The sequence below is a fragment of the Massilia sp. FBCC-B171 genome, from assembly GCF_059134155.1.
Genome location: NZ_CP101443.1, coordinates 3,127,782 through 3,150,471, shown reverse-complemented (window position 1 = coordinate 3,150,471; position 22,690 = coordinate 3,127,782). Strand labels below are relative to the sequence as shown.

Genomic DNA, 22,690 nt, shown 5'->3' with positions numbered 1-22,690 from the left:
GCCGGGCGGAACCATGAAGCGTCGCCAGCGCGGCGTCACCCTGGTCGAACTGGTCATGTTCATCGTGATTATCTCGGTCGCGCTGGCCGGGATCATCGGCGTCATGAACCTCACCACGTCCCGCAGCGCCGATCCGCTGCGCCACAAGCAGGCGCTGATGATCGCCGAAGGCCTGCTCGAGGAAGTGCGCCTGGCCGGGTTCAGCTGGTGCGACCCGAGTTCGAGCACCGACGACGGGGAAGCGGAAATCACCGGCGCGGCCGACTGTGCGCGCCCCGAAGCCTTCGGCAACGAGGGACCAGCCGGCACCGTCTTCCTGCGTCCCTTCGACAACATCAACGATTACGTGAACGCGCCCGGATCCGCGCAGGCCGCCTTCGACATCGGCGGCGTGCTGTCGGACGCCGCGCGCCAGCCGATCGCGGCGAACGGCTACAGCGCGCGCCTGACGCTGGTGCCGGAAAACCTGAACGGTATCGTCGCCCAGGGGCCCACCTCGACCGGCCCGGCCGACGTCGACGTGCTGCGCATCCGGGTCGAAGTGGAATATGGGGGCGAGGACCCGGTCGTGCTCGAGACCTACCGCACGCGCTATGCGCCGGAGGCGCGATGACGGCATCGCGCCTGCGCGCCGCCCAGCGCGGCTTTACCCTGGTCGAAGCGATCATTGTGATCGTCCTCATCGGCATCGTCGGCACCATCGTCGCCGTTTTCATCCGCGCGCCGATCGTCGGCTATGCCGACAGCGTCGCGCGCGGCGAAGCGGTCGACGAGGCCGACCTGGCGCTGCGCCGCATGGCGCGCGACATCCGCGCAGCGCTCCCCAACAGCGTGCGCGTGAGCGCCGACGGCAGCGCCCTCGAACTGCTGCTGACCAGGACCGGCGGGCGATACCTGTCGGTGGAGGACAATGCCACGACGGGCAACCCGCTCGATTTCGACCAGGCTGCCAACACCATCTTCACCGTCGTCGGCGGCCTCGCCGCGCCGGTCGCGGCGGGCGACTTCGTGGTGGTCTACAACCTCGGCCCCGGCATGGCGCCGGCCGACGCCTATAACCTGAACAACGACCCGGCGAACAACCGCAACATCGCGCGCGTGAGGGTGGCGGCCGCGCGCGGCGCGCCCCAGCTGCGCCTGGCCGAGAATCCGTTCGCGCGCCAGCTCGAGCCGATGCCGTCGCCGGGCCACCGCTTCCATGTCGTCAGCGGCGCGGTCAGCTACCGCTGCCAGTTCGAAGGCGGACGGCGCGTGCTGCGCCGCTACGCCGGCTACACCATCGAGGCGGACCAGCCGGCCACGCCCCAGGGCGGCAGTTCGGCGCTGCTGGCGGCGCGCCTGTCCGACTGCAATGGCATCTTCCGCTACGATCCGCCCGATGCCGCAGACCTGCGCCAGAGCGGCCTTGTCCTTCTGACCCTGCCGCTGCACGTGCGCGGCACGGCCGACCTGACCGACGACGGCGCCGGCGTGCGCCTCGTCTACCAGGTCCACACCGATAACACGCCATGACGCACCGTTTGTCCTTTGCCGCCATGCGCCGCCGCAGTGCCGGAATCGGCATCGTGACGGCCATCTTCCTGCTGGTCGTGCTGTCCGGCCTCGGGGCCGCCCTGGTGGCGCTCTCGGGCACGCAGCACCAGGGCGCCGCGCTCGACGAGCGGGGCGTGCGCGCCTACCAGGCCGCGCGCAGCGGGCTCGAATGGGGGCTGTTTCGGCAGCGCCGCGGCGGCGGCTGCAACGGCACCACCAGTTTCGCCTTGCCCGCCACCAGCGTATTGCAAGGCTTCGTGGTGACCGTGACCTGCACCCGCGTCGACGGCCCGGCCGCTATCGATCCGGCGGGCGGCGATCCGGTTACGCTTGGCATCGTGCATATCCGCGCCGAAGCCTGCAGCGCGGCCTGGCCCACGACATGCGCCAGCGCGCTGCGCGGTGCCGACTTCGTGCAGCGCGTGGTCGAGGCGCAGGTCGATGCACCGGTCGAGGTTGCGCCGTGAGGGGCCTGCGCATGCTCGCCGCCGGGTTCCTGGCCGCGACCTCGGTTAGCGCGTCCGCCTACGCCGCGCAATCGGCCGACCTGGAAATCGCCATCGCGCTGAGCGGGACCTACCAGGTCGGAAAATACGTGACGTATACGGTCACGGTGACGAACAACGGTCAGGCCGTCGAAACCGGCACGATCACGGTTGGCGGCAGCGTGGCGTCGGGCCTGGTCCTGACTGGCATCAGCGGCGCCGGATGGACCTGCAGGGCCGACGCCACGCTCGGTACCTGCTCCTATACGGCTCCGCTGCCCGGGCTGGCCGCGAAGGCATCGGCGCCCTCCTTGAGCGTCTCGGCGTACGTCCAGAACTCGGGCGAAAAGACCGTCACGGCAACCGTCACCGGCAGCAACGACGACAAGCTCAACAACAACACGGCCACCCGTACCGATACCGCCTACGCCGCCAATGTCACCCCGCCCGCGAGCACGACGGCGTATGCGCTGACGGAAAAGGCGTGCGCGATCGGGGCGACGGTCGGCGACGCCGGCACCTGTCCCTTGTACACCGCGGCGACCGTTGCCGGCCAAGCCGCGACGATCTATCTCACCGCCAAAGGCGCGGACGACAAGGCCAAGGCGCCGCCGGCCGCGACAGTGGCCATGCAGTTCGCGTTGCGCTGCCTGAATCCGGCAACGTCCGCAGGGGTCAAGGCGCGCATCGGCGCCACCGCGCTGAAGGACTGCACGCCGCAAAGCGACAGCGCCCCGGGCAATGGCGGCTGGTCGGGCGACACGAACGTCAGTTTTACCGCTGGCGAGGCATCGGCGGCACTGAGCTTCCAGTATGCCGACGTCGGCCAGGTCGAGCTGCACCTGCGCCAGGGCGGCACGCCTGGCACTGCCGCGGTCTTCGTCTCGAAACCGTGGACGCTGACGTTCAGGGGCATCAGCCGCGGCGGCAACCAGGTGCCGTCGGCCATCGAGCCCGACGGCCAGGCCTTCGCCATGGCCGGCGAGGACCTGCTGGTCGAGATCGGAGCGCTGGCCTACGATGGGGGCAATGTCACGGATGCGCCGAATTTCGGCAAGGAGACGACCCGGCCCGCGTTCGTGTTCGGCGCCAAGCCGTTCTACACCGATGCCGTCCTCGCCGCCGATCTGCCGGCGACGCCGGCGCCGGTGGCCGACGACGCCACCTGGAAGCGGGCCGCCAAGACCTGGTCGGTGAACGCCTCCTGGGGCGAGGCCGGCGCCACGACCTTCACGCTCGGCCTGGCCAACTACCTCGGGGCAGAGGGCGTGACGGAAGCCAGCAAGAAGGTCGGACGCTTCTATCCTGCTTACTTCACGACCGAGATCACCGCGCCGGTCGCCTGCGGCGCGGGCATCACCTGCCCGGCGCGCTCGCCCGATCCGATCGGCGTCGCGTTCTCCGGCCAGCCCTTCAGCGCGCGCGTGGTGGCGCGCAACGTGCAGAACGAGAAGCTGGAAAACTTCAGGGGCGCCTGGTTCCGCACTGTCAACCTGAGCGCCGTCACTGCTGGCGGGGCGGCCGCGCCGGGCACGCTCGCGCCGGCCACGCTCTCGTCCGCCCAGTTCAACGCTGTCGACGCTGTCGACGCTCCGAAGTTGACCCATACGCTGCCGAACGCCTATGTCTCCACCGCTCCCCGCGCGAACAACTGGAGCGCGCCGGCCACCATCTACCTGCACGCACAGGCGCAGGACGGCCTCGCTGCGAAAGGCATCACCAGCGACCGTTCCCGGAGCGCATCGGACGAAGACGGCCTCGTCGTCGTCAGCGGCCGCCTGCGCGTGCCCAACGCGCTCGGCACCGACCTGCTGCGCACGCCGCTGGCGCTTCATGCGGAATACTGGAACGGCAATGCCTGGCTGTGGCATCGCGGCTATACCGAGGCCGTCGCGGCCGCCTCTGCGCTGCGCTTCTTCACGGCCTGCACGGGCACGCTCGCCGGGGCCGCTACCCCGTGCAATGCGGCGGTCGAGGTGTCCCCGACGCCGGCGAGCGTGGCCCTGGACAATGGGGCCGGCCTGCTGTGGCTGCGCGCCCCGGGCAAGCAAAGCGGCAGCGCGGCCGTCAATGGCAGGCACCATAACGGCTCCGTCAGCCTGCGCTTCGACGGCTGGACCTGGCTGCCCAGCACGGTCGGAAGGGTCGAGTTCGGCAGCCGCCGCAGCCCGCTGGTTTACGTGCGCGAAGTGTACTGATGTTCCGGGCGCCACAAATTGTTTCGTTGTGGATTTATTAGTCGGTTTTTCGCGCGTTCTTGAATATAATCAAGCCTTTATGGGTTTACCCCCAGCGAACGCTCCACATCGATAACGGTCCGCATGCGTTTTTTTAGAAAAGCAAGGAAGAGGGATGGCTGGCTGGCGATTGCGCTGCAACGCGACGGCCTCGCCGCCGTCAGCATGCAGACCGCAAGCGACATCCGTCCCCAGGTGCGCCAGGCCGTGTTCTATCCCGGTAAAGACTACGCCCAGCTACTGGAAAAAGCCGGCCGCGAACTGCACGCCCATGCCTACCGTTCCATTACCGTGCTGGCCGGCGGCGAATACCAGATCCTGTCGGTCGACGCGCCGAATGTCGCAGCGGACGAGCTGAAAACGGCCGTGCGCTGGCGCCTGAAGGACATGCTCGACTTCCACGTCGACGACGCCACGATCGACGTGCTCGACCTGCCGATCGATCCGGACGCCGCCGCGCGCGCCCAGCATTCGATGTTTGCGATTGCCGCGCGCAACAGCGTGATCGAGACGCGCCAGAAACTGTTCACCGACGCAAAAGTCGAACTGGCGGTGATCGACATCCCCGAAATGGCGCAACGCAATATCTCGGCCCTGGTGGAGCCGCCCGGGCGCGGCGTGGCCATGCTGTCGTTCGGGGAAGAGGGCGGTTTGCTGACCGTGTCCTTCCGCGGCGAACTGTATCTGGCACGGCGCATCGACATCGCGCTCGAACAGCTGCTCGAGGCCGACCACGAACGCCGCAACGCCAGCTTCGACCGCGTCACCCTCGAACTGCAGCGCTCGCTGGACAATTTCGAGCGCCAGTATTCCTTTATCAGCGTGGCGCGCCTGGTGCTGGCGCCCTCGGCCATCGTCGGCCTCGAGGATTACCTGTCGAGCAACCTGTACACGCCGGTCGATACGCTCGACCTGGCCAGCGTCTTCGATTTCGAGCGCGCGCCGGAACTGGCCGACAAAGCCTTGCAGCAGCGCTTCCTGGTGCCGCTTGGCGCGGCCCTGCGGCGCGAGGAGACGGTGCTGTGAGCCAGCAAATCAACCTGTTCAACCCGATCTTCCTGCAACGCCGGAAGATTTTCTCGGTGCGCACGATGGCCCAGGCCCTGGTGCTGCTGCTGGCCGGACTCGGTGCGATGGGCTTGTATAGCGGCATGCGCCTGCAGCAGCTGCGCCAGGAAGCCGATGCCGGCGCGCTCCAGCTAGAAGCGCGCCAGGCGCGCCTGGCCACGGTGAAAACGGATTTCGCGCCGCGCCAGAAAAGCGCCGCGCTCGAGGCCGAACTGGCCGAAGCCGAGCGCCAGCTCGCGTCGCTGCGCCAGGTGTCCGGCGTGCTGGCACGGGGCGAACTCGGTAATACGCGCGGCTACGCCGAATATTTCCGCGCCTTCGCGCGCCAGCACCAGGACGGCCTCTGGCTGACCGGCGTCTCGATTGCCGGCGCCGGCACCACGATCGGGGTGCGCGGGCGCGCCCTCGACGCGCGCCGGGTGCCGGCCTACCTGAGCCGCCTGACGCGCGAGCCTCTCTTGCAGGGCAAGGATTTCGGCAGCCTGAACATCGCCCAGGCGCTGCAGCCAGACGCCGGCGGCGGCAGCCGTGCGGGCGCCGCGCCGTATGTGGAATTCAGCCTGGCGTCGAAGGCGGAGGGGGCCAGGCCATGAGCGAGCGCTGGAAAGCCCTGGCTGCCCGCATCGAGGCGATGACGCTGCGCGAGCGCGTGCTGATGTTCGCAGCGAGCGTGGCCGCCTGCGTCTTTCTCGTGGTCTTCTTCGGGCTCGGCCCGATGCTGAGGCAGCAGGAGGCATTGCAGGCGCAGATTCTCCAGCAGCGCAACAACATCGAAGGGATCGATGGCGAGATCGGCGCGAAAGTGGCGGCGGCCCAGGTCGACCCGGATGCGGCAACGCGCGCGCGCGTGGGCGCCGTGCGGGCCGAGACCGAACAACTGGCCCTGAGGCTGCGCGCGGTCCAGAACGGCCTGGTGGCGCCGGAGCGCATGGCGCCGCTGGTGGACGCCATCCTGCGCGCCAACGGCAAGCTCGAACTGGTGCAGATGCGGACCTTGCCGGCCGAACCGGTGCAGGGCGCGGGCCGCCCGGCCACGGCGGATGGCGCCGTCCGGGAACAGGGCGCGCCCGCCAGCCTGCTGTATCGCCACGGCCTGGAAGTGACGGTGCGCGGCAATTACCTGGACATGATCGCGACCATGGCGGCGCTCGAAGCGATGCCGACCCAGTTGTTCTGGGGCGGCGCGCAGCTCGAGACGGAAGTTTGGCCGCGCTCGCGCTTGACACTGACCCTGCACACCCTCAGCCTGGACGAGAAATGGATGAAGCTGTGAAGGCGGCACTCGGCGCTTTATTGCTGGCCTGCCTGGCGCCTGTGGCTTTTGCCCAGACGCTGCAAGACCCGACCCGTCCGGCCATCGGGCCGGGCGCACGCGCGGACGCGCCAGCGACGGGCGCGGCGGCACCGGCCAGGCAGGGGCCGCGCCTGCAATCGGTCCTGATCGCGCGCCAGAGCGGCGGGCGCCATGTGGCCGTGATCGACGGCGAGACCGTGCGTCTCGGCGAACTGCACAAGGGCGCACGCGTCACGCGCATCGAACAGCACGAAGTGGAACTGGTACGCGGACGCTCGCGCCAGGTCTTGAAACTGGATGCAGGGGCGCCGCCCGTGTTGTCCGGCATCGAACGAACAGGCAAAGAATGACCGACACCACATCTTCCCGCACCACTTCGCTGCTGGCGGCGCTCGTTGCAAGTGCGCTCCTGGCCGGCTGCCAGAGCACGCCGCCGCACCAGACCTATGATGCGATCAAGCGCGAGGTTTCCAACGCCAGCGCCGTCAACAGCAAGGCGGCGCCGAACGAGGATGCGGTGGCGAATGCCTTGCTGCCGCCGGCCAGCAGCCTGGCGCGCGAACTGCCCAAGGCCCGGCCGGCGCTGGAGGAGCGCTTCAATGTCGCCTTCAACAATGTGCCGGCCCAGCAGTTCTTCCGCTCGATCGTGGCCGGCACGCGCTACAACATGCTGGTCCATCCTGATGTTGCCGGCACCATCAGCGCCAACCTGAAGGACGTGACCCTGGCCGAAACGCTGGAAGCGGTGCGCGAAATGTACGGCTACGACTACAAGATCGACGGCACCCGGATCTCGATCCGTCCGCTGACGATCCAGACCCGGATGTTCCATGTGAACTACCTGGTCGGCAGCCGGCGCGGTTCGTCGAACCTGCGCGTGACCTCGACCTCGGTGTCGAACGTCGGCAGCGTCAGCAACGGCGACAGCGGCGGCGGGGGCGGTACGCCGCCACCGCAGGCCAACGGCAGCGGCGGGACCGCCAAGGCCGACAGCACCGACGTCAACACCGTCTCGAACAGCGACTTCTGGGTCGACCTCAAGCTGGCGATCGACGCCATCGTCGGCTCGAAAGAGGGCGGGCGCAGCGTGGTGGTCAGCCCGCAGTCGGGCGTGCTGGTGATTCGCGCCATGCCGGAAGAGCTGCGCAACGTCGACGCCTACCTGAAGGCGACCCAGCTGTCGGTGGACCGCCAGGTGATCCTGGAAGCGAAGATCCTCGAGGTCGAGCTGAACGACCAGTTCCAGAGCGGCATCAACTGGGCCAGCTTCTCGTCGATCGGCAGTTCGCGCAACAACCGGGCGTCCACCGGTATGATCTCGCCGGGCGCGACCCTGCAGCCGCTGCCGTTCAACGGCGGCCAACCGCCCGTGATCAGCAATGGCAGTGGCCTCGCGGCCAGCACCGGCTTTTCGCTCTCGAATGCGGCCAATGCAGCCGGCGCCCTGTTCGGCTTTGCCTTCCAGACGAATAATTTCGCCGCACTGATTTCGCTGCTCGAACAGCAGGGCAGCGTGCACGTGCTCTCGAGCCCGCGCATCGCGGCCGTCAACAACCAGAAGGCCGTGCTGAAGATCGGCACCGACGAATTCTTCGTCACCGGCGTGACGACCACGACCAACACCAGCGCCACCGGCAACACGGTCTCGCCAAGCGTCACGCTGCAGCCCTTCTTCTCGGGCGTGGTGCTGGACGTGACGCCGCAGATCGACGAGAAGGGTAACATCCTGCTGCACGTGCACCCCTCGGTGAGCCAGGTGACGACCATCACCAAGGGCATCGACCTCGGTTCGGCCGGTTCGCTGACGCTGCCGCTGGCCGCCTCGTCGACCTCGGAACTGGACAGTATTGTCCGCGGCCAGGACGGCCAGGTGGTCGCCATCGGCGGCCTGATGCGCCAGGCGTCGAGCGACGACACCAGCCAGCTGCCGGGCGCGGGCCAGGTGCCGGTGCTGGGCGCGCTGTTCCGCAACAAGAACAAGGTCAACCAGAAGCGCGAGCTGGTGGTGCTGATCAAGCCGACCATCGTCGACAGCGCCAGCAACTGGAGCCAGGACCTGCTCGACACCACGCGCCGCATCGAGACCCTGGACCCACGCGCTTTTGAACGGCGCACCTTGGAGCGCAAGTAATGTATGCAGCGCATTTCGGCCTGCGCGAACTGCCGTTCGGTATCACGCCGGACACGAGCTTCTTTTTCGGCAGTCCGCGCTCGCAGGAAGCGCTCAACACCTTGCTGATCGCGGCCAGGAGCGGCGAAGGCTTCATCAAGATCACGGGCGAAGTCGGCACCGGCAAGACCCTCTTGTGCCGCAAGTTCATGGCGACCCTGGGCGACGATTTCGTCACCGCCTACATCCCGAATCCCTTCCTGGAGCCGCGCACGCTGATGCTGGCCCTGGCCGACGAGCTCGAGGTGCCGCTCGAGCGCGACGTCGACCAGCACCGCCTGCTCAAGGCGATCATGCAGCGCCTGCTCGACCTGGCGGGCCAGGGCAAGCGCGTGCTGCTCTGCCTGGACGAAGCGCAGGCCATTCCGGTCGAGAGCCTGGAAGCGCTGCGCCTCCTGACCAACCTGGAAACGGAGAAGAGGAAGCTGCTGCAGATCGTCCTCTTCGGCCAGCCTGAGCTGAACCGCAAGCTCGAACTCGATGCGATCCGCCAGCTGGCCCAGCGCATCACCTTCCATTACCACCTCGGCCCCCTGAGCCGCGACGACCTCGATTTCTACCTGGCGCATCGCCTGCGCGTGGCGGGATTTGGCGGCGCGCGCCTGTTCTCGCCCCCTGCGGTGAGCCGCCTGTACCGCGCCAGCGGCGGCATCCCGCGCCTGGTCAACATCATGGCGCACAAGGCGCTGATGCTGTGCTACGGCGAGGGCAAGCAGTTAGTGAGCGCCACCCATGTGAATGGCGCCGCGCGCGACACGGTCGTTGTCAAGCGCCGCCTCTGGCCTTACCTGGCGGGGGCGGGCGCGCTGGCCGGCATGGCGGCCGGACTTGCCTGGACCTTCGCACGATGAGCCTGAGTCATGAGCTTAATTAACAAGATGCTGCAAGACCTCGACGCGCGCGGCACCACGCGCGCCGACGGGGCTTCGCCCGAGATCAAGCCGGTGGCGATCGAAGCGCGCCGCGCGCCGTTGCGCCTGGCTGCGATCGCGGCCGTGGTGCTGGTGCTGGCTGGCGGTGCGGCCGCCTGGTACCTGTTGCCGCGCGCGGCCGCGCCGCTTGCGCCAGTGCCGGCGCCGGTGGCGCCGGTGACGCCGCCCGCGCCGGCCCAGGTCACGGTGGCCAAGGTGGCGCCCGTGCCGCCGGCGCCGCCCGCGCGTGAGCCGGAACCAGAGCCGGCGCCGCTTGCCAAGCCGGTGCCGGAGCCAGTCATCGCTGTGGCGCCGCCTGCGGAGAGCAAGCCAGTGCCGCCGGCGAAAGCGGCCGCACCCGTCAGCGTCAAAGCGGAAACCGTGGCGCCTGCCGGCGAGAAGGCCGACACCGCAGCGGCCGATGCGCGGGCCGCCGCCTCGACCACCTCCTGGGCCGTCGCCAGCGAGCGCGCACGCGCCGAAGACGAACGCCTGGCCAAACGCTGGAAGGCCGAAGAAACCAGGCTCGCGGCCTTGCCGCCAGCCGAGCGGCGCGCGGGCGAACGCAAGCTGCGCGAGGAGCAGGCGCGCGCCGCCGCGCGCGCGAAGTCGGATGCCGCCTGGCTCGCTGCGCTCAAGCGCAAGGAAGCGGCCGGCGGCGCTGTGCCGGCAGGTGTGCCCGATGCGCCACGCGTCGATGCCGCCCCGGCCGCGCGCGGCCAGGGCCGGGTCGAGACCACCAGCCAGAGCTCCGAGAACGCTTACCGGCGCGCCTTGGCCAGCCTGCAGGATGGCCGCGTGGCCGATGCCATCGCCAGCCTGCAGCAAACCCTGCGCATAGCTCCGCGCCACGAGGCGGCGCGCCAGACCTTGGTGAGCCTCTTCATCGAAAACAACCGTGGCGACGAGGCCATGACCCAGCTCCAGCAGGCCCTGACGCTGGACCCGCGCCAGCCGGCGCTGGCGATGCTGCTGGCGCGCCTGCAGATCGAGCGCGGCAAGAGCGGCATCGAGGCGCTGCAGCGTACCTTGCCTTATGCGGCCGGCAACGGCGAATACCACGCCTTCCTCGGCGGCGCGCTGCAACGCCAGGGCCGCCTGCGCGAAGCGGCCGAGCAGTACGAAACGGCGCTGCGCACGGCGCCGGGCAATGCGGTGTGGTGGATGGGGCTGGGGATTGCGCTGCAGGGAGAAAAACGCAACGCGGAGGCGGGCGAGGCCTTCCGGCAGGCGAAGGCGCTTGGGACCTTGTCGCCGGAATTGCAGGCGTTTGTGGAGCGCAGGCTGCAGCAGCTCGGGCGGTAGATTCACGCGTTGCTGCGAGGTAGGGTGGGCACTCCGTGCCCACGCGAAATCCGGCGCATTGCAGGCCTTGCACGACGCCGGTGCAGTTGCGACCACACTCGGTCACCGCTAGCGGTCCGTTAGCTCCGCAGCACGAACTTCGCTACCACTGCTCGTCGGTCCGCGTGGGCACGGAGTGCCCACCCTACAGTCTAAATCGCTGCCAACCGCTCCAGCGCCAGGCGCAGCGTCGCGTCTTCCTTCGCAAAGCAGAAACGCACGATCCCCGACTCTTTCCCGCTGCTGTAAAAGGCCGACACGGGAATCGCCGCCACCTTCAATTCGCGCGTGAGCCACTGCGCGAACTGCGATTCGGGCATAGCGGACACCGCGCGGTAATCGACGCACTGGAAATAGGTGCCGTCCGCCGGCAGCAGGCGCAAGCGCGTCTTTTCGAGCCCCGCGCGGAACAGGTCGCGCTTCTGCTGGTAAAAGTCGGACAGCCCGAGATAGGGCGCCGGGTCGCGCATGTAGGTGGCCAGGCCGTGCTGCATCGGCGTATTCACCGTGAACACGTTGTACTGGTGGACCTTGCGAAATTCCGCGCTCAAGGCTGCGGGCGCGGCCACGTAGCCGACCTTCCAGCCGGTGACGTGGTAGGTCTTGCCGAAGCTCGAGACGACGAAGGCGCGCTCGGCCAGCTGCGGGTGGCTGGCGACCGAGGCATGCTGCTGGCCGTCGTAGACCATGTGTTCGTAGACTTCGTCCGACAGGACCAGGATGTCCGTGCCGGCGACGATGGCGGCCAGCTGGTCCAGGTCGGCGCGGCGCAGGACCGAGCCGGTCGGGTTGTGCGGCGAATTGATGACGATCAGGCGCGTGCGCGGCGTGACGGCGGCGGCCACCGCCTGCCACGGCACGGCATAGCCGGCTTCCCCGACTTCCATCTCGACCGGCAGCACCACGCCGCCGGCCAGTTCGACGGCGGGCGCGTAGCTGTCGTAGGCCGGCTCGATGACGATGGCTTCATCGCCCGGATGGATGCAGCACAGGATGGCGGTGGTGAGCGCCTGGGTGGCGCCGGCGGTGACGGTGATCTCGCTGGCGGCGTCGTACTGGCGGCCATACAGGCGCGCGATCTTGGCGGCAATCGCTTCGCGCAGCGCCGGCACGCCGGTCATCAGGGGATACTGGTTGTGGCCGGCGCGCATGGCATCGTTGACCGCGTCGAGCAGGCGCGTGTCGCAGCCGAAGTCGGGGAAGCCCTGGCCGAGGTTGACGGCGCCATGCTGGCTGGCCAGCGCGGACATGGTGGAGAACACGGTGGTGCCGACCTTGGGCAGGCGCGATTGCAGGGCAGGGGTGCTCATGGGCTGAATGGCGAGTTGGCGAAGTTGCGGTCGCTTATTCTAGCGCGGGCGCCGTTTGCTGTTTGACCCAGGCCTCGGGCAGCATGATTTTGAACATGCCGGCCTGCGTGGTCTTGCGGTTCAGCTTGAGCAAGGCCTTGTCCTTGGTGACCAGGATGGCGGCGCCGGCGTCGCGTGCGAGCTCGAGGAATTTCTGGTCGTCGCGGTCGGTGCAGACGGGCAGGCGCACCGGTTTGCTGTCCGGTGCCACCACCGTGACCAGGCGGTCGAACTGCGCAGCGGCGACGGCGCGGCTGTCCTCGTCCAGGGGCAAGTGCGGGTAGTGCAGCACGATCAGGTATTCGTCGCGGCAATCGGCGCGCGTCACGGCCGTCAGTTCGCCGCGTTCGAGCGCTTGCATGAGCGGCTCCCAGCGCGGGTCGTGGAAGACGAACAGGTCGAGGCAGACATTGGTGTCGAGGACGATGGGTTGGACGGAAGCGAGTATCATGTGGGAAATCTTTTTGCTTACTTTGCGTTATTGAATTGCTGTGAGTTTATGCTGATCGTCTTATCGCCCGCCAAATCCCTCGACCTCGACACCCCAACGCCCACCCGGGAACACACGCTTCCTGATTTCACGAAACGCGCCGCCCAACTGATCGGCGTGCTGCGCGACCTCTCGCCCGGCCAGGTCGGCGCCCTGATGCACATCTCGGACCAGCTCGCGAGCCTGAACGTGGCGCGCTATGCCACCTGGACCCTTGACCACGGCGACGGCCACCAGGCGATGATGGCCTTCAATGGCGATGTCTACGCCGGCCTTGACGCGCGCAGCCTGGACGCCGCCGCGCTGAAGTTCGCCCAGCGCCACCTGCGCATCCTGTCGGGCCTCTACGGCTTGCTGCGCCCGCTCGACCTGATCCATCCCTACCGCCTGGAGATGGGCACCAAACTGTCCACGCCAGGCGGGAAGGACCTGTATGCGTTCTGGGGCGAGGCGATCACCGAGGCGCTGAACAAGGAGCTGGCCGCCACGAAGTCGACCGCGCTGGTGAACCTGGCTTCCGAAGAATACTTCAAGTCGGTCAAGCCGAAGCTGCTGACGGCGCCGCTAGTGACGCCCGTGTTCGAGGACTGGAAGAACGGCAAGTACAAGATCATTTCGTTCTACGCCAAGCGCGCGCGCGGGATGATGGCGCGCTTCGCGATCGAGAAGGGCATTACCGATGCCGAGGCCTTGAAGGGTTTCGACGTCGACGGCTATGCCTTCGTGCCGGAAGCATCGAACGACAAGCGCTGGCTGTTCCGCAGGAAAGTCGCGCAATAAAACGATACGGGGTGGGCACCTTGCCCACCCCGCGTCATCCTGCCCGGCTTGGCGCCGGATTATTTCAGCACATCCTTCGGCGCCGGCTTCGGTCCCGACTTGGCCCAGAACTGCCACCATGGCGCCTCGCCCTTGGCGTTCGGGTTCAGGAAGCGGCTGTTCGGATAGTTCAGGGTCAGCACGCGCTGGGCGTCGTCGCGCAGCGTCAGCATGCCGAGCTTGTCGTAGCTGCGCACCATGATGAACAGCGCTTCTTCGCGTGCCGGAGCGCCGCTGTAATCGGACACGGCGTTTTGTGCACGGTTGATGGCGGCGATATAGGCGCCGCGGCGATAGTAGTAATTCGCCACATGCACTTCATAGGACGCCATCGCGTTGATCAGGTAGTTCAGGCGGGCGATCGCATCCGGCGCGTATTTGCTGTTCGGGAAGCGGTCGACCAGGGCCTTGAAGGCGGCGAAGGCTTCGCGCGTCGCTTTCGGGTCGCGTTCGGTCGGATCCTGTTCGTAGATTACCGAGAGGAAGCCGATCTGGTCGTTGAAATTGATCAGGCCGCGCAGGTAGTACATGTAGTCCACTTGCGGATGGTTCGGGTGCAGCTTGATGAAGCGCTCGACCGCGGCCAGGGCTTCCGCCTGGTCCTGGGCCTTGTACTGCGCATAGGCGATTTCCATCTGCGCCTGGGTAGCGTAGGCGCCGAAAGGATAATTTGCTTCGAGGCGCTGAAACAACTTGATTGCGGCCTCATAATGGGCGCCGTCCATCTCCTCGCGTGCCTCAGCGTATAATTTCTCCGCTGACCACTTTTGGGTCTCATCGGTTTTATCTGGCAAAAGGCCACAGCCGGACAGGCCCAACAACGCACTCATAGCAACCACTACCAACAGTTTTTTTTGCATAGCTTTTTGCAGAAAAGTTTTACCTAGATTCAACGAACGGCTGATTATAGCCGATGGGACTGACGTGATATTAACTCCTGCGCCGATTTCGGCGGATTTACCCCTTGACCCCGATTTCGACGGCGACGTCGATGGCGACGACCTTGCATTCGTACCCCCGAGCGGCATCGACCTTTCTCCGATCACCCTGCACCTGGACGAGTCGGCTTGTGGCCAGCGTCTCGACAAGGTCGTCGCCTCGCTCGTACCCCAGTTTTCGCGCAGCCGCCTGCAGCTGTGGTTCGATGGCGGCCACGTGCTGGTCGACGGCAAGACCGCGCGCGGCAAGGACACTGCCTACGGTGACGAAACCATCGAAGTGCTGCCCCAGCCGGCGCCCGAAGACACGGCGTTCGCGCCGGAAGAAATCGCGCTGAACATCGTCTATGAAGACGAGCACATTTTGGTGATCAACAAGCCGGCCGGCCTGGTCGTGCACCCGGGCGCGGGCAACTGGTCGGGCACGCTGCTCAACGGCCTGCTGCACCATGCGCCGCAGCTGGGCTCGGTGCCGCGCGCCGGCATCGTGCACCGCCTCGACAAGGACACCAGCGGCCTGATGGTCGTCGGTAAAACCCTGGCCGCCCAGACCGACCTGGTGCGCCAGTTGCAGGCACGTACCGTCAAGCGCGAATACTTCGCGCTGGTCTGGGGCACGCCGCAGCTGTCGGGCACGATCGACGCCTCGATGGGGCGCCATCCGAAAGACCGCGTCAAGATGGCGGTCTCGTCCAGCCTGGGCGCCAAGCCGGCGATCACCCACTACACGCGCCTGGCCGAAGGCATGCTCGACCGCCGTCCGGTCAGCCTGGTGCAGTGTCGCCTGGAAACCGGCCGCACTCACCAGATCCGTGTGCACATGCTCTCGATCGGCTTTGGCCTGGTCGGCGATTCGGTGTACGGCAAGACACACCTGAGCCCGGTCTTTCACCGCCAGGCGCTGCAGGCACGCCGCCTGGGCCTGGTGCATCCGTTCACGGGCGAGCAGTGCGAATGGGTCGTGCCGCTGGCCGACGACTTCGCCGAGCTGATCGCCAAGGCCAGCATTCCGGAACCGGAAGCGGTTTGATGGATCCACGCGCGCTCGTCATTCCGGACTGGCCGGATGCGCCTGCCAACATCGGCGCGCTGGCGACGACGCGCCTGGGCGGCGTCTCGCGCGGGCCGTATGACGACGGCAGCGGCGGGGGCGGGCTGAACCTGGGCCTGCACGTGAACGACGATCCGGCTGCCGTTGCCGAGAACCGCGCGCGCCTGCAGGCCTTGGTTCCTGGCCGCCCGGCCTGGATTTCGCAGGTGCATGGTGCGGACGTGGTCGATGCCGCCAAGGTTGGCGAAGACCTGCCGGTGCGCGTCGGCGACGCCAGCATCGCCACCAGGCTTGGGGTGGTCTGCGCCATCCTCACCGCCGACTGCCTGCCGGTCCTGTTCGCCGACCGGGCGGGCAGGGTGGTGGGGGCGGCGCATGCCGGCTGGCGCGGGCTGGCCGGTGGCGTGCTGGGGCAGACGGTGGCCACCATGCGCAAGGCCGGCGCCGGGGAAATCACGGCATGGATGGGTCCGGCGATCGGCCCGCAAGCCTTCGAAGTCGGGCAGGACGTGTTCGACAGCTTTGCCGCGGCGCTGCCGGGCATCGATGTCGGTTTCGCCTTCCGGCCCCGCCCTGAACGTGGGGGCAAATACCTGGCCGACATGGGCGCCCTGGCGCGGCAGATGCTGGCGCGCGATGGCGTAACGAGTTTGTTCGGCGGTAATGAATGCACGGCAACGCAGCCGGACCGTTTTTACTCCTACCGCCGCGACGGCGTGACGGGACGCCAAGCAAGTTTGATCTGGCTCAAGTGACGTCGTCCGGCGTCATCAATACTCTCTAGCTTTCGCTGCCGGTGCCAAGCGCGCCGGTGCCGCGTTTCAGCGGGGGCGCATCCGCGTCCTGTATGTTTTTCACAACGTTTTCTTCCGTGCCTGCCGATTGCTCGGCTGCAGCGAGCGCCGCCTGCCGGGCCACGGTCGCGTCCGCCAGCGCGCGCCGCGCCTGACGCCGCTTGCCGCCGGTGAGGTAAAAAAGTATAGACAGGGGTATCATGCAATAACAGAGGAAGGTCATGATTCCCGCGATAATTGACGTTTCCGTCGCTGCCATTAGGATGACGACATAGCTCCAGCCGATTGCAACGATCCACATGCTGTTCTCCAGTTTGATAACCCGATTCTAACGGACGCCGACATGAATATGCCCGACCCACAAGCTTTCGCCACCACCTGGATGAACCAGCTGACCGATCCGTCGGCCTGGCAGGAGTGGATGAAATTGCCCGCAGCGGGCGGCATGGGGGCGGTCGCGGGCATGCAATCGAACCCGCTGGCCGGCGTATTCAAGGATTTCAAGGTGAGCATCGCGCCGGCGCGCATGGACGCGCTGCGCCAGGATTACCTGCAAAAAGTCGGGCAGTTGTGGCAGGACTTCATGGCGGGCAAGACGCCGCCCCTGCAGGACAAGCGCTTCTCGAGTTCGGAGTGGACCGCCACGCCGCTCTCCGCCTTCACGGCCGCCTCCTACCTGCTCAACGGCGAATTCATGATGGCCATGGCGGACGCGGTCGAGGCCGGCGCGCGCGAGCGGCAGAAGATCCGCTTCGCAGTGCAGCAAATGGTCGACGCCATGTCGCCCGCCAATTTCCTGGCAACGAATCCGGAAGCCCAGGCCCAGCTGATCGAGTCCAAGGGCGAAAGCTTGACCAAGGGCCTGCAGAACATGCTGGAAGACCTGCGCAAGGGCCGCATTTCGCAGACCGACGAATCGGCCTTCGAGGTCGGCAAGAACGTCGGCACCACGGCCGGACAGGTGGTGTACGAGAACGAGCTGTTCCAGCTGATCCAGTACACCCCGGTCACGCCGACCGTGCGCTCCGTGCCGCTCCTGATGATCCCGCCCTGCATCAACAAGTTCTACATCCTCGACCTGCAGCCGGAAAACTCGCTGGTGCGCTATGCGGTCGAGCAGGGCAATACCGTCTTCATGGTCTCCTGGCGCAACCCGGACCAGTCGATGGCCGGCATTACCTGGGACAATTATGTCGAGCGCGGTGCGATCGACGCGATCCGGGTCGCGCGCGAGATCAGTGGCCAGGACAAGGTGCACGTCTTCGGTTTCTGCGTCGGCGGCACGATTGCCGCCACTGCGCTGGCGGTGCTGGCCGCGCGCGGAGAGCAGCCGGCGGCGAGCGTCTCGCTCCTGACCACGCTGCTCGACTTTTCCGACACCGGCGTGCTGGAAGTCTTCGTCGACGAAACCTCGGTGGCGAAGCACGAGGCCAAGCTGGCCAAGGGCGGCATCCTGCCGGGCGGCGACCTGGCGACCACTTTCTCGGCGCTGCGTCCGAACGACCTGGTCTGGAACTATGTCCAGCAAAACTACCTGAAGGGCAGGGTGCCGCCGGCCTTCGACCTGCTCTACTGGAATGCCGACAGTACCAACTTGCCGGGCCCGATGTTCTGCTGGTACCTGCGCAATACCTATCTCGAGGACAATCTGAAAGTGCCGGGCCGGCTGACGGTCTGCGGCGTGCCGGTCGACCTGGGCAGCATCGACGCGCCGGTCTTCATCTACGGCTCGAAAGAAGACCACATCGTGCCCTGGCCGGCCGCGTTTGCGTCAAGCACGCTGCTCAATCCAACGAAGCCGAAAGCCAACCGTTTCGTGCTGGGCGCCTCGGGCCATATCGCCGGCGTCATCAACCCGGCCTCGAAGGGCAAGCGCAGCTACTGGGTGAACGACCAGATGAGCGCGACAACGGAAGGCAAGAAGGGCCGCAAGAACGGCGCCAGGACGGCGGCGGCGCCATCGGCCGAGGAATGGTTTGCCGGCGCGACCGAACACAAGGGCAGCTGGTGGCCGGAATGGGCGCGCTTCCTGCAGGAAAACGGCGGCGCAGAAGTGCCGGCCCCGAGCCAGGCGGGCAATGCGCAGTACCAGCCGTCGGAACCGGCGCCGGGGCGTTACGTGCAGGTCCGTGCTTGAGGAAGAAGCAAACTTGTCGGCTCGTACTTGCCTTGAAATAAATTCAGTGGCAAAAGCGATAATTGCTGCACCTGCGCATTGAACGTGGTATTTTTAGGCGGCTCGTCCTGTCCGGCAACTTTCTGGGCAGGCAAAGCGAGACGACGCGGCAAGCCGGCGAGACAAGCCGGCGCGACATTTGAACAATCTTCGCAGCGCGCTGCCCACAAGGCGGCGCAATAATGGAATTCGAGATGAGTAGTGCAAAAAACAGTACTGAACGCCTGATCAAGAAGTATCCGAACCGTCGTCTCTACGACACCCAGACCAGTTCCTACATCACCCTCACGGACGTGAAGCAACTGGTCCTCGACGCCGACGAGTTCACGGTGGTCGACGCCAAGACCAGTGAAGACCTGACCCGGGCGATCCTGCTGCAGATCATCCTCGAAGAGGAAGCGAACGGCGCGCCGATGTTCTCGAGCGCCGTGCTGTCCCAGATCATCCGTTACTACGGCCATGCGATGCAGGGCATGATGGGTTCTTACCTGGAAAAGAACGTCCAGGCCTTCACCGACATCCAGAACAAGTTCACCAGCAATGCCGCCGGCGCACTCGAGGGCAAGCCCTTCAGCCCGGAAATGTGGACCCAGTTCATGAACGTCCAGGGTCCGATGATGCAGGGCATGATGAATAACTACATCGACCAGAGCAAGAACCTGTTCATGCAGATGCAGGAGCAGATGCAGAACCAGAGCAAGGTCTTGTTCAGCGCCTTCCCGTTTCCGCCGGTGCCGACGGACAAGAAGTAAACATCGCATGACGCAGTAAGAGTCGAGCCGGCCACGCACGCGAACCCCAACCGCTGGACACCAGCCGTTGGGGTTTTTTATCACGGCGCTCCCTGGCGCGGCAGCGCGGCGGGACGGGTGCGCGCAAAACGGACCCGACGGCAAGACATGCCGACGATGTCGTTCCCTTTTATAATGGTGAATTAACGAAAATGCCGAAGGGGCGTTCATGCATGTCAGCCGCAGTTCGTCGCAGCAATTTGCGGACGAAGCAATCGCCATCCTGGAAAGCATTTCCGATGGCTTTTTTTCAGTCAATCGAAATTGGGAATTTGTCTACCTGAATCAGCGCGCCGAACGACTGCTCGGCGTCCTGCGCGGCGACGTCGTCGGCACAACGATCTGGGATGCCTTTCCCGGCCTGGCCGGCACCTCCTTCGAGACCGTGTACCGCCATGCGATGCACGACCACGTTCCGGCCGAGGTGACGTCCTACTATCCCGAACACGAGAAATGGTACGAGGTACGGGTCGCGCCCGCCGCCGCCGGGCTGTCGTTCTATTTTCGCGACGTCAGCGAGCAGGTGGCGACCCAGCAGGCCCTGTGTGAGAGCGAGCGCAATTTCAGGCTGATGGCCGACTCGGTGCCGCAAATCATCTGGATCGTGATGGCATCGGGCGCGGCGGTGTATTTCAACCGTGTCTGGGACGAGTACACCGGCCACCCCATCGCGGCGAGCACGCCGGCGGACGTGGCCAACCGCTTCGTCCACCCGGACGACCGCGCGCACACCATGGCCGCGTGGAGCCAGGCCTACGAGCGGCAGCGCGATTTCCAGGTCGAGCACCGGATCCGCGCCCACGACGGCGCCTACCGCTGGTTTCTGGTACGCGCCGAGCCCTTGTTGGACGCATCCGGCGCCGTCGAGCGCTGGTTCGGCACCTCGACCGACATTCATGAACAAAAGCTTTTCAAGATCGCGCTCGAGGTGGCCGAGCGGCGTCAGTCCTTCCAGCTGGCGCTCGCCGACCGCATCCGTCCCCTGTGCGAGCCGGACGAGGTCACGGCGAGCGCCTGCGAATTGCTGGGACGCCAACTCGGCGGCAAGCGCGTGATTTACGGCGAGGCCGACGCAACGACCACCCACTTGGCCTTGCAGCGCGGCTGGAGCGACGGCAGCCTGGCGTCGCTGAGCGGCACGCGCCTGCGGCTCGACGATTTTGGCGCCGCCGTGGCCGACGTCCTGCGCGCCGGCGACCGGCTCGTCGTCGACGACATTATGCAGGTCGACGCCGCCCTGCCTTATCTTGCGAACTACCTGGCGTCGGGCATCCGGGCGGTGCTGGCGATTCCCCTCGTCAAGGACGGGCAACTGCGCGCCGTGCTGAGCGTGCACGACGATGCGCCCCGATGCTGGACCAGCGAGCACATCGCCATGGCCGAGGACATGGTCGACCGTACCTGGTTCGCCGTCGAGAGCGCGCGTGCCCAGGCGGCGCTACGCGCCGAGCGCGATCACAGCCGCCAGATCTTCGACGGCATGGCGGAAGGCTTCGCCCTGCTGGACGGCGACTGGACCATCCTCCAGGTCAATGAGATGGGCGCGCGCCTGTCGTACATGGCGCGCGCCGACCTGCTCGGACGGCCGTTATGGACGACCATGCCGGAGTTGGCCGGCGGTCCTGTTGAAGCACTTTACCGGCGTGTCCAGGCCGAACGTCTGCCGGGTACCCTGGAACACCTGCAATCGCTGTCGCACGGTGCAGCAACCTGGATTGAAATTCGCGCCTATCCATTGCCGGAGGACCGCCTCGCGGTGTTCTTCCGCGATATCGGCGAGCGTAAGGTGGCGGAAGAGACGCTGCGCGAGGCCGACCGCCGCAAGGACGAATTTCTCGCCATGCTGGCGCACGAGCTGCGCAATCCGCTTGCGCCGATCGGCGCGGCGGCGCATTTGTTGCGAATGGGAAATATGAATGGCGAACGGGTTCGCCATACCAGCGAGATCATCGGGCGCCAGGTGGACCATATGACGCACCTGATCGACGACCTGCTGGACGTGTCGCGCGTCACGCGCGGCCTGGTCGAGCTCGAAAATGCGCCGCTCGACCTGCGCCACGTCGTCACCGACGCCACCGAACAGGTGGCGCCGCTGGTGCAGGCCAAACGTCACCGCTTGCAGTCGCACATAACGCCGGAAACGACCATCGTCATGGGCGACAGGAAGCGGCTGGTGCAGGTCTTGACGAATATCCTCAACAACGCAGCGAAGTACACGCCGGAAGGCGGCACCATCACGCTCGGCCTGGAAGCGTGCGCCGACAGCGTCATGATCGAGGTGAGCGACGACGGCATCGGCATGACGCCGGCCCTGGCGGGGCGCGTGTTCGAGCTGTTTGCGCAAGGCGAGCGCAGCTCGGACCGTTCCGCCGGCGGCCTGGGGCTGGGCTTGGCGCTGGTCAGGAGCCTGGTCGAACTGCACAAGGGTAGCGTCACCTGCGACAGCGCAGGCCCGGGCATGGGCAGCCGCTTTTGCGTCCGCCTGCCGCGCCTGGCCAGCGATGCGGCAAGCGCCACGGCGGGCGCCGCATCGCTGGCCGGCCTGACCGAAGAGGCTGGCCTGCGCATCCTGGTGGTCGACGACAATGCCGACGCCGCGACGATGCTGGGCATGGTGCTCGAGAGCATGGGGCACCAGGTCGCCGTGGAACACAGCGCGCGAGCGGGGCTGGCGCGCGCGCGCCTGGAGCGGCCGCATGCCTGCATCCTCGATATCGGCCTGCCCGAGATCGACGGCAACGAGCTGGCCCGGCGCCTGCATGCGCTGCCCGAGACAGAGCATGCGGTCCTGATCGCGGTGACCGGTTATGGTCACGAGAGCGACCGCAACGAGTCGCTCGCCGCGGGCTTTTCCCATCACCTGGTCAAGCCGGCCGACACCGGCCGCCTGGCCGCCATCCTGGCCGACCTTGCCGCCGCCCGGGAGCAGGGCTGACATGCGTCTGCCGCAACGCTGCGCGCGCGCGGGGCGGCGTCCGGATGACGGCCGGCGCCGTCATCGCCGCAGTTGCCGCCGCGCCGAGGCTGCATGCGGCCATGGCTTTCGCCTTTTTACCGGGTCACGCCGTCGATCTTGATCAGCGCCACCTCCACCTGCGCTCCGCCGCGGAGCTGGCACGTGATGGCCCAGGCCAGCAGCACGCCGATGGCCAGCGCGGCCAGGGTGAACACGATATCCACATGGAAATCTTTGGTGGTGTAGAGAAAGCGAAAATCCGTTCAAACTCGCGGCAGGCGCTG

The 22,690-nt window shown here is 66.7% G+C and carries 22 protein-coding genes; 17 read left to right on the top strand and 5 right to left on the bottom strand.

Going from position 1 to position 22,690, the window contains the following annotated elements; genetic code table 11:
- Positions 1-13 precede the first annotated feature (13 nt).
- From NMB41_RS14245 to NMB41_RS14195, 11 genes are all read left to right on the top strand, one after another.
- Positions 14-613, top strand: a complete 600-nt coding sequence (locus tag NMB41_RS14245; RefSeq protein WP_494378473.1) for a prepilin-type N-terminal cleavage/methylation domain-containing protein — start codon at positions 14-16, stop codon at positions 611-613.
- Positions 610-1,512 carry a prepilin-type N-terminal cleavage/methylation domain-containing protein gene (locus NMB41_RS14240; RefSeq protein WP_494378472.1) on the top strand — a complete coding sequence of 301 codons (903 nt, stop codon included), beginning with the start codon at positions 610-612 and terminating at the stop codon, positions 1,510-1,512. Before NMB41_RS14245 ends, NMB41_RS14240 begins: the two co-directional genes overlap by 4 nt.
- Positions 1,509-2,000 (top strand): agglutinin biogenesis protein MshP, encoded by a 492-nt coding sequence (locus NMB41_RS14235; RefSeq protein WP_494378471.1) that lies wholly within the window; start codon positions 1,509-1,511, stop codon positions 1,998-2,000. The genes NMB41_RS14240 and NMB41_RS14235 overlap by 4 nt, the downstream gene beginning before the upstream one ends.
- Positions 1,997-4,216, top strand: a complete 2,220-nt coding sequence (locus tag NMB41_RS14230) for a DUF6701 domain-containing protein (protein WP_494378470.1) — start codon at positions 1,997-1,999, stop codon at positions 4,214-4,216. The genes NMB41_RS14235 and NMB41_RS14230 overlap by 4 nt, the downstream gene beginning before the upstream one ends.
- A 123-nt stretch (positions 4,217-4,339) precedes the next feature.
- Positions 4,340-5,281 carry an agglutinin biogenesis protein MshI gene (locus NMB41_RS14225; protein ID WP_494378469.1) on the top strand — a complete coding sequence of 314 codons (942 nt, stop codon included), beginning with the start codon at positions 4,340-4,342 and terminating at the stop codon, positions 5,279-5,281.
- The gene (locus NMB41_RS14220; protein ID WP_494378468.1) at positions 5,278-5,916 is read left to right on the top strand and encodes a PilN domain-containing protein; all 639 of its coding nucleotides are present in this window, start codon (positions 5,278-5,280) and stop codon (positions 5,914-5,916) included. Before NMB41_RS14225 ends, NMB41_RS14220 begins: the two co-directional genes overlap by 4 nt.
- On the top strand, positions 5,913-6,596 hold the full coding sequence (locus NMB41_RS14215) for a hypothetical protein (RefSeq protein WP_494378467.1): 684 nt from the start codon (positions 5,913-5,915) through the stop codon (positions 6,594-6,596). The genes NMB41_RS14220 and NMB41_RS14215 overlap by 4 nt, the downstream gene beginning before the upstream one ends.
- The gene (locus NMB41_RS14210) at positions 6,581-6,967 is read left to right on the top strand and encodes a hypothetical protein (protein WP_494378466.1); all 387 of its coding nucleotides are present in this window, start codon (positions 6,581-6,583) and stop codon (positions 6,965-6,967) included. Before NMB41_RS14215 ends, NMB41_RS14210 begins: the two co-directional genes overlap by 16 nt.
- Positions 6,964-8,748, top strand: coding sequence for a pilus (MSHA type) biogenesis protein MshL (gene mshL / locus NMB41_RS14205; protein ID WP_494378465.1), 1,785 nt, complete (start codon positions 6,964-6,966; stop codon positions 8,746-8,748). Before NMB41_RS14210 ends, mshL begins: the two co-directional genes overlap by 4 nt.
- On the top strand, positions 8,748-9,638 hold the full coding sequence (locus tag NMB41_RS14200; protein WP_494378464.1) for an ExeA family protein: 891 nt from the start codon (positions 8,748-8,750) through the stop codon (positions 9,636-9,638). Before mshL ends, NMB41_RS14200 begins: the two co-directional genes overlap by 1 nt.
- Positions 9,639-9,647: 9 nt before the next feature.
- Positions 9,648-11,003: a tetratricopeptide repeat protein gene (locus NMB41_RS14195; RefSeq protein WP_494378463.1), complete on the top strand. Its 1,356-nt coding sequence runs from the start codon at positions 9,648-9,650 to the stop codon at positions 11,001-11,003.
- Between the two features lie 191 nt (positions 11,004-11,194).
- Here NMB41_RS14195 and NMB41_RS14190 read toward each other — a convergent pair whose 3' ends face one another.
- Positions 11,195-12,352 (bottom strand): pyridoxal phosphate-dependent aminotransferase, encoded by a 1,158-nt coding sequence (locus NMB41_RS14190; protein ID WP_494378462.1) that lies wholly within the window; start codon positions 12,350-12,352, stop codon positions 11,195-11,197.
- Between the two features lie 34 nt (positions 12,353-12,386).
- Entirely contained in the window at positions 12,387-12,842 is a 456-nt protein-coding gene (locus NMB41_RS14185) for a putative toxin-antitoxin system toxin component, PIN family (protein ID WP_494378461.1), read from the bottom strand.
- A 48-nt stretch (positions 12,843-12,890) separates the two neighbouring features.
- On the opposite strand from NMB41_RS14185, the gene yaaA reads away from it, so the two are divergent.
- Positions 12,891-13,661 carry a peroxide stress protein YaaA gene (gene yaaA / locus NMB41_RS14180; protein ID WP_494378460.1) on the top strand — a complete coding sequence of 257 codons (771 nt, stop codon included), beginning with the start codon at positions 12,891-12,893 and terminating at the stop codon, positions 13,659-13,661.
- A 59-nt stretch (positions 13,662-13,720) separates the two neighbouring features.
- Here yaaA and NMB41_RS14175 read toward each other — a convergent pair whose 3' ends face one another.
- Positions 13,721-14,560: an outer membrane protein assembly factor BamD gene (locus tag NMB41_RS14175; RefSeq protein WP_494378459.1), complete on the bottom strand. Its 840-nt coding sequence runs from the start codon at positions 14,558-14,560 to the stop codon at positions 13,721-13,723.
- A 64-nt stretch (positions 14,561-14,624) separates the two neighbouring features.
- Between NMB41_RS14175 and NMB41_RS14170 the strand changes: the two genes are divergently transcribed.
- On the top strand, positions 14,625-15,668 hold the full coding sequence (locus NMB41_RS14170) for an RluA family pseudouridine synthase (RefSeq protein ID WP_494378458.1): 1,044 nt from the start codon (positions 14,625-14,627) through the stop codon (positions 15,666-15,668).
- On the top strand, positions 15,668-16,444 hold the full coding sequence (pgeF, locus tag NMB41_RS14165; RefSeq protein WP_494378457.1) for a peptidoglycan editing factor PgeF: 777 nt from the start codon (positions 15,668-15,670) through the stop codon (positions 16,442-16,444). The genes NMB41_RS14170 and pgeF overlap by 1 nt, the downstream gene beginning before the upstream one ends.
- Positions 16,445-16,469: 25 nt before the next feature.
- Here pgeF and NMB41_RS14160 read toward each other — a convergent pair whose 3' ends face one another.
- A complete protein-coding gene (locus tag NMB41_RS14160) occupies positions 16,470-16,784 on the bottom strand; it encodes a hypothetical protein (protein ID WP_494378456.1) in 315 nt (104 codons plus the stop codon).
- Positions 16,785-16,826: 42 nt separating this feature from the next.
- Between NMB41_RS14160 and phaC the strand changes: the two genes are divergently transcribed.
- The 3 genes from phaC (at position 16,827) to NMB41_RS14145 (ending at position 22,385) form a co-directional block, all read left to right on the top strand.
- Positions 16,827-18,620, top strand: coding sequence for a class I poly(R)-hydroxyalkanoic acid synthase (phaC, locus tag NMB41_RS14155; protein WP_494378455.1), 1,794 nt, complete (start codon positions 16,827-16,829; stop codon positions 18,618-18,620).
- A 233-nt stretch (positions 18,621-18,853) separates the two neighbouring features.
- Positions 18,854-19,411, top strand: coding sequence for a polyhydroxyalkanoate synthesis repressor PhaR (gene phaR, locus NMB41_RS14150; RefSeq protein ID WP_494378454.1), 558 nt, complete (start codon positions 18,854-18,856; stop codon positions 19,409-19,411).
- Between the two features lie 208 nt (positions 19,412-19,619).
- Entirely contained in the window at positions 19,620-22,385 is a 2,766-nt protein-coding gene (locus tag NMB41_RS14145; protein WP_494378453.1) for a hybrid sensor histidine kinase/response regulator, read from the top strand.
- 116 nt (positions 22,386-22,501) lie between these two features.
- Here NMB41_RS14145 and NMB41_RS14140 read toward each other — a convergent pair whose 3' ends face one another.
- Complete coding sequence (locus NMB41_RS14140) at positions 22,502-22,630, bottom strand: hypothetical protein (protein ID WP_494378452.1); 129 nt, start codon at positions 22,628-22,630, stop codon at positions 22,502-22,504.
- Positions 22,631-22,690: the final 60 nt, after the last annotated feature.

Coding starts and splice junctions, on each gene's coding strand:
- NMB41_RS14200 (WP_494378464.1), top strand. CDS start 8,748: ATGTATGCAGCGCATTTCGGCCTGCGCGAACTGCCGTTCGGTATCACG.
- NMB41_RS14245 (WP_494378473.1), top strand. CDS start 14: ATGAAGCGTCGCCAGCGCGGCGTCACCCTGGTCGAACTGGTCATGTTC.
- yaaA (WP_494378460.1), top strand. CDS start 12,891: ATGCTGATCGTCTTATCGCCCGCCAAATCCCTCGACCTCGACACCCCA.
- phaR (WP_494378454.1), top strand. CDS start 18,854: ATGAGTAGTGCAAAAAACAGTACTGAACGCCTGATCAAGAAGTATCCG.
- NMB41_RS14215 (WP_494378467.1), top strand. CDS start 5,913: ATGAGCGAGCGCTGGAAAGCCCTGGCTGCCCGCATCGAGGCGATGACG.
- mshL (WP_494378465.1), top strand. CDS start 6,964: ATGACCGACACCACATCTTCCCGCACCACTTCGCTGCTGGCGGCGCTC.
- NMB41_RS14195 (WP_494378463.1), top strand. CDS start 9,648: ATGAGCTTAATTAACAAGATGCTGCAAGACCTCGACGCGCGCGGCACC.
- NMB41_RS14225 (WP_494378469.1), top strand. CDS start 4,340: ATGCGTTTTTTTAGAAAAGCAAGGAAGAGGGATGGCTGGCTGGCGATT.
- NMB41_RS14210 (WP_494378466.1), top strand. CDS start 6,581: ATGGATGAAGCTGTGAAGGCGGCACTCGGCGCTTTATTGCTGGCCTGC.
- NMB41_RS14145 (WP_494378453.1), top strand. CDS start 19,620: ATGCATGTCAGCCGCAGTTCGTCGCAGCAATTTGCGGACGAAGCAATC.
- NMB41_RS14240 (WP_494378472.1), top strand. CDS start 610: ATGACGGCATCGCGCCTGCGCGCCGCCCAGCGCGGCTTTACCCTGGTC.
- NMB41_RS14175 (WP_494378459.1), bottom strand. CDS start 14,560: ATGCAAAAAAAACTGTTGGTAGTGGTTGCTATGAGTGCGTTGTTGGGC.
- NMB41_RS14190 (WP_494378462.1), bottom strand. CDS start 12,352: ATGAGCACCCCTGCCCTGCAATCGCGCCTGCCCAAGGTCGGCACCACC.
- pgeF (WP_494378457.1), top strand. CDS start 15,668: ATGGATCCACGCGCGCTCGTCATTCCGGACTGGCCGGATGCGCCTGCC.
- NMB41_RS14185 (WP_494378461.1), bottom strand. CDS start 12,842: ATGATACTCGCTTCCGTCCAACCCATCGTCCTCGACACCAATGTCTGC.
- NMB41_RS14160 (WP_494378456.1), bottom strand. CDS start 16,784: ATGTGGATCGTTGCAATCGGCTGGAGCTATGTCGTCATCCTAATGGCA.
- phaC (WP_494378455.1), top strand. CDS start 16,827: ATGAATATGCCCGACCCACAAGCTTTCGCCACCACCTGGATGAACCAG.
- NMB41_RS14235 (WP_494378471.1), top strand. CDS start 1,509: ATGACGCACCGTTTGTCCTTTGCCGCCATGCGCCGCCGCAGTGCCGGA.